5 protein-coding genes are annotated in these 4365 nt (G+C 69.4%); 3 read left to right on the top strand and 2 right to left on the bottom strand.

What is annotated here, in order from left to right:
* Positions 1-52: 52 nt before the first annotated feature.
* Positions 53-997, bottom strand: a complete 945-nt coding sequence (locus tag A5646_RS07225) for a hypothetical protein (protein ID WP_067020853.1) — start codon at positions 995-997, stop codon at positions 53-55.
* 43 nt (positions 998-1040) lie between these two features.
* Positions 1041-1835 (bottom strand): hypothetical protein, encoded by a 795-nt coding sequence (locus A5646_RS07220; RefSeq protein ID WP_067020851.1) that lies wholly within the window; start codon positions 1833-1835, stop codon positions 1041-1043.
* A 119-nt stretch (positions 1836-1954) separates the two neighbouring features.
* Here A5646_RS07220 and A5646_RS07215 point away from each other — a divergent pair, with 119 nt between their 5' ends.
* The 3 genes from A5646_RS07215 to A5646_RS07205 all read left to right on the top strand — a co-directional run.
* On the top strand, positions 1955-2971 hold the full coding sequence (locus A5646_RS07215) for a Ppx/GppA phosphatase family protein (protein ID WP_066859593.1): 1017 nt from the start codon (positions 1955-1957) through the stop codon (positions 2969-2971).
* Positions 2968-3954: a hypothetical protein gene (locus tag A5646_RS07210; protein ID WP_067020847.1), complete on the top strand. Its 987-nt coding sequence runs from the start codon at positions 2968-2970 to the stop codon at positions 3952-3954. The genes A5646_RS07215 and A5646_RS07210 overlap by 4 nt, the downstream gene beginning before the upstream one ends.
* A gap of 15 nt (positions 3955-3969) precedes the next feature.
* On the top strand, positions 3970-4365 hold a 396-nt coding region (locus A5646_RS07205), incomplete at its 3' end, for a sugar phosphate isomerase/epimerase (protein WP_156765541.1).

Raw genomic sequence — 4365 nt, 5'->3', positions numbered from 1 at the left:
GGCGCGTGGCCGATTCGGCGACGAAGCTCGACGATGAATTCCGGAACCGGCGTCACGTCGCGATTCTCTCGTTGATCGCTGGCGCCGCGTCCCCGCGCAGGCCCACCTCGGCGTGTCCGAGCACCGACCAGCGCCGGTGACCAAGCTCCACATGGATTTCCGCGCGTTCGGTGTTGGTGCACACCGCGGTGCCGCCGTCGGGATCGGTGTAGCCCAGGCTCACGCACCGGTCCGGCGGCTGGTCGACGCTGATGCGTACCCGCCGACCGCCGATGCGACCCACCAGCTGCCAGCCTCGTGGGTCGAGCCTGGTCCGCATCGCAAGCGATGGCAAAAGTATTGTGGGCCAATCTTTTCCGTCGAGCCGAAAGCGCACGAACGCCAGCGGTGCGAGCCTGCGCAGTACCGGCCGGTGCGACACGGCGGTGACCACCTCGAGGACGTCGCCGCCACCGAGGTCTGCGTGGATCCACCCCCAGCGCCGGGCGTTGCCGTGTCCGTAGATGTGGGCGACGGCGCCGCGCCAGCCCGCGATGGGCGCGGCGGCGTCGTGGACGGTCAGCGACCCGGTGAAGTCGGCGGTGGGGGCGAGCACGACCTGCGCGCCGGGCAGCAGCTCGCGTTCCCACGTCAGACGGGGGAAGGTCCACAGCGGACGCGCGGTGTCCGTCCAAGACAGGTCCCACGCCAGCGATTCGGCCCGTCCGCGCAGCCGCCCGTCGGCCACTCCCGCCCCGGCGGCGCTGAACCAGTCGGCGCCTGCCGCGGGCCGCGCGGGCTCGGGACCGAAGCGTTCGGTGCGGGGTGACCCGTCGAGCGGAAATCGGGTGACCCAGCCGTGCGCGTAGGGAGCGCCCCGCACGGGAGCGACCGTCTCGCAATGGATCCACAACCCCGCGCCCGTCCGTGGATCGGAGAGGGTCGCGTACCACACTTCGAGGCGCCCGGCCTCACCCCGCCACCGCGGAGCCGCGGCCGATCGCTTTTCGTCGTCCATCGCTTGCTCCCGTGGCCTGCCGGACCCAGCCGGACCGGTGCGGCTACTCGGCGAGGCGAGTGGCCGGGTGCACCGCGATGAGCCCTAACTTGCTGCGCCGCTTGCACATTGCCGCCAGCTCCGAGTAGGCCTTGGCGCCCAGCAGCTCGGTGAGCTCGTCGGCCAGACTTTCCCACACCTGCTTGGCGCCGACGTGGGCGGCCGGGTCGCCGGTGCAGTACCAGTGCAGGTCGGCGCCACCGGAACCCCAACCGCGGCGGTCGTATTCGGTGACCCACGTCTTGAGGATCTCGGTGCCGTCCGGCCGGGTCACCCACTCCTGGCTGCGACGGATCGGCAGCTGCCAGCAGACGTCGGGCTTCATGGTCAGCGGCGGCACCCCCAGCTTGAGGGCCTTGCTGTGCAGCGCGCAGCCGACGCCGCCCGGAAAACCCGGCCGGTTCAAGAAGATGCAGGCGTCTTTGTGCTTGCGGGTGCGGTACTGCGGTTGGCCGTCGTGCTCGTCGAGCTCCAGATAACCCTTGCGGCCCAAGCCTTTTTCGCGGAACTGCCAGTCGGCGTCGGTCAGCTTCTGCACCGCGTCGTCCAGGCGGGCGCGGTCGTCGTCGTCGGACAGGAACGCCCCGTGCGAGCAGCACCCGTCGTCCGGGCGGCCCTCCACCGTGCCGCGGCAGGCCGGAGTGCCGAACACACACGTCCACCGGGAGAGCAGCCAGGTCAGGTCCGCTGCGATCAGGTGTTCGGGGTTGTCGGGGTCGTAGAACTCCACCCATTCGCGGGCGAAATCCAGCTCGACCTCTTGTCCGGGTGCGGGGTGCGAATTCGCCACGCAGTCCACGTTAGACCACGATTCGGGCCATCCGAGTCGCTGACACTCGGGCCCTGTATGGCCGTGATCACGGCGGGTTAGCCGGGTCGCGCAAAGCACCGCTGCTGCGGCTTCGTTAGTTTGTTTACGTGCGATTGGGCGTTCTCGACGTGGGCAGCAACACGGTGCATCTGCTGGTGGTCGATGCCCACCGGGGCGGTCACCCGACGCCGATGAGTTCGACGAAAGCCACGCTGCGCCTGGCCGAGGCGACCGACAGCGCCGGCAAGATCACCAAACGCGGTGCCGAGAAGCTGATCTCGACGATCGACGAGTTCGCCAAGATCGCCGACAGTTCAGGTTGTGCGGAGCTGATGGCCTTCGCCACGTCCGCGGTCCGCGACGCCGGCAACTCCGACGACGTGCTGAGCCGGGTGCGCAAGGAGACCGGCGTGGAACTGCGGGTGCTGACCGGCGTGGACGAGTCGCGGCTGACCTTCCTGGCGGTGCGCCGGTGGTACGGGTGGAGCGCGGGCCGCATCATCAACCTGGACATCGGCGGCGGCTCGCTGGAGATGTCCAGCGGCGTGGACGAGGAGCCCGAGGTCGCCTTGTCGCTGCCGCTGGGCGCCGGGCGGCTGACCCGCGAGTGGCTGCCCGACGACCCGCCCGGCCGGCGCCGGGTGGCGATGCTGCGGGACTGGCTCGATGCCGAGCTCGCCGAGGCCAGCGTGAACATCCTCGAGGCGGGTAGTCCCGACCTGACGGTGGCGACATCGAAGACCTTTCGGTCGCTGGCACGACTCACCGGCGCGGCGCCCTCGGGCGCCGGACCGCGGGTCAAGAGGACGCTCACAGCAAACGGCCTCAGGCAACTCATATCTTTCATCTCTAGGATGACGACCGCTGACCGGGCGGAACTGGAAGGAGTGAGCGCCGAGCGGGCACCGCAGATCGTTGCGGGCGCGCTGGTGGCGGAGGCAAGCATGCGAGCGCTGTCGATCGAATCGGTGGATATTTGCCCGTGGGCATTACGGGAAGGTCTCATCTTGCGCAAACTCGACAGCGAAGCCGACGGATCGGCCCTCATGGAGCCTTCGGTGCGTAATGCTGGAGGTCAGGTAGTTGATCGGAATCAGCACCGATCGAGAGGCGACAAACCATGACCGGACCGCACTCCGAAACCGAGAACCCAGGCACTCGGCCGATCTCGGTGGCCGAATTGCTGGCCAGAAACGGAACCATCGGTGCCCCGGCGGTCACCCGGCGGCGCCGCCGCCGGCGCGGCGACAGCGACTCAGTGACCGTCGCAGAACTGACCGGCGAAATCCCGCTGGTGCGCGATGACGAAGAAGCCGACCACGGCGCCACCGACTCGATCGAGGTTGCCGAGCCGGCTCCGGCCGAACCCGCTACCCAGGACGTCGCCGCCGAGCCGGTGACCGAAGACGAACCCAAAACCCCTTACTGGTCGGAGCCCGAGCCACGCTGGCCCAAGTCACCGCCGCAGCCCAAGCGGGCGCCGGGACCCGAGCGCAGCGAATATCCACGGCCGTTGCCCGACGCCGGCCGACCCGGCTCGTCCCGCTCGTCCGTTAATGGCACCGGGCAGCCCGGGCAGGCCTCCGGGGCCGAGGGCATGAGCCCGGACCCCATGGACCACTACGCCGACGTCCCGGTGGACGTCATGGACTCCGAAGTGCGCGAGGCCGAGCCGGCGCTGGAGGACTCCGCGTACGTGCGCTCGTTCTTGCGGTCCGGGGATGCCGAGCTGGACGAGGATGCCGAGGGATCAGTGGGCGCCGGGGTGCTGGGCGAGGAGCACCTCGATGACGACGGGCACGCGGACGCGGACCTGGATGCCCACCCGGAGCACGGCAGATTCGACGCGCTGTGGCGCGGCGGCGTGGTCGTGTTGCAGTCGATGCTGGCCGTGGCGTTCGGCGGCGGGTTGTTCGTGGCCTTCGATCAGCTGTGGCGGTGGAACAGCCTGGTCGCGCTGGTGCTATCGGTACTGGTCATCCTGGGCTTGGTGGCCGGGGTGCGGGTGGTGCGCAAGACCGAGGACATCGCCAGCACGTTGATCGCGGTCGCGGTGGGTGCGCTGATCACCCTGGGACCCTTGGCGCTGTCGTTGCAATCGGGTTAGCGGCAACCGTAAACAGTGCGCCCAGCCATCAAAGTCGGCCTTTCCACGGCTTCGGTGTACCCGTTGCGGGCCGAGGCCGCCTTCGAATACGCGGCCCGGCTCGGCTACGACGGCGTCGAGCTAATGGTGTGGGCCGAGTCGGTCAGTCAGGACGTCGCCGCCGTCGAGAAGCTGTCGCGGCGCTACCGCGTCCCGGTGCTGTCCGTGCACGCGCCCTGCCTGTTGATCTCGCAGCGGGTGTGGGGCGCCAACCCGGTGCTCAAACTGGATCGCAGCGTGCGCGCCGCCGAACAACTGGGTGCGCAGACCGTGGTCGTGCACCCGCCGTTTCGCTGGCAGCGGCGCTATGCCGAGGGTTTCTCCGAGCAGGTGGCGACGCTGGAAGCATCCAGCGACGTGCTGGTCGCGGTG

The organism is Mycobacterium sp. 1245499.0 (genome assembly GCF_001673615.1).
Taxonomy (GTDB): Bacteria; Actinomycetota; Actinomycetes; order Mycobacteriales; family Mycobacteriaceae; genus Mycobacterium; species Mycobacterium europaeum_A.
The sequence above is the reverse complement of the archived record's forward strand: the minus strand, read 5'-3'. Positions and strand labels throughout refer to the sequence as shown.

What these genes read in the sequence shown, in the direction of transcription:
- A5646_RS07225 (WP_067020853.1), bottom strand. Translation starts at nt 997, where the DNA reads ATGGACGACGAAAAGCGATCGGCCGCGGCTCCGCGGTGGCGGGGTGAG.
- A5646_RS07210 (WP_067020847.1), top strand. Translation starts at nt 2,968, where the DNA reads ATGACCGGACCGCACTCCGAAACCGAGAACCCAGGCACTCGGCCGATC.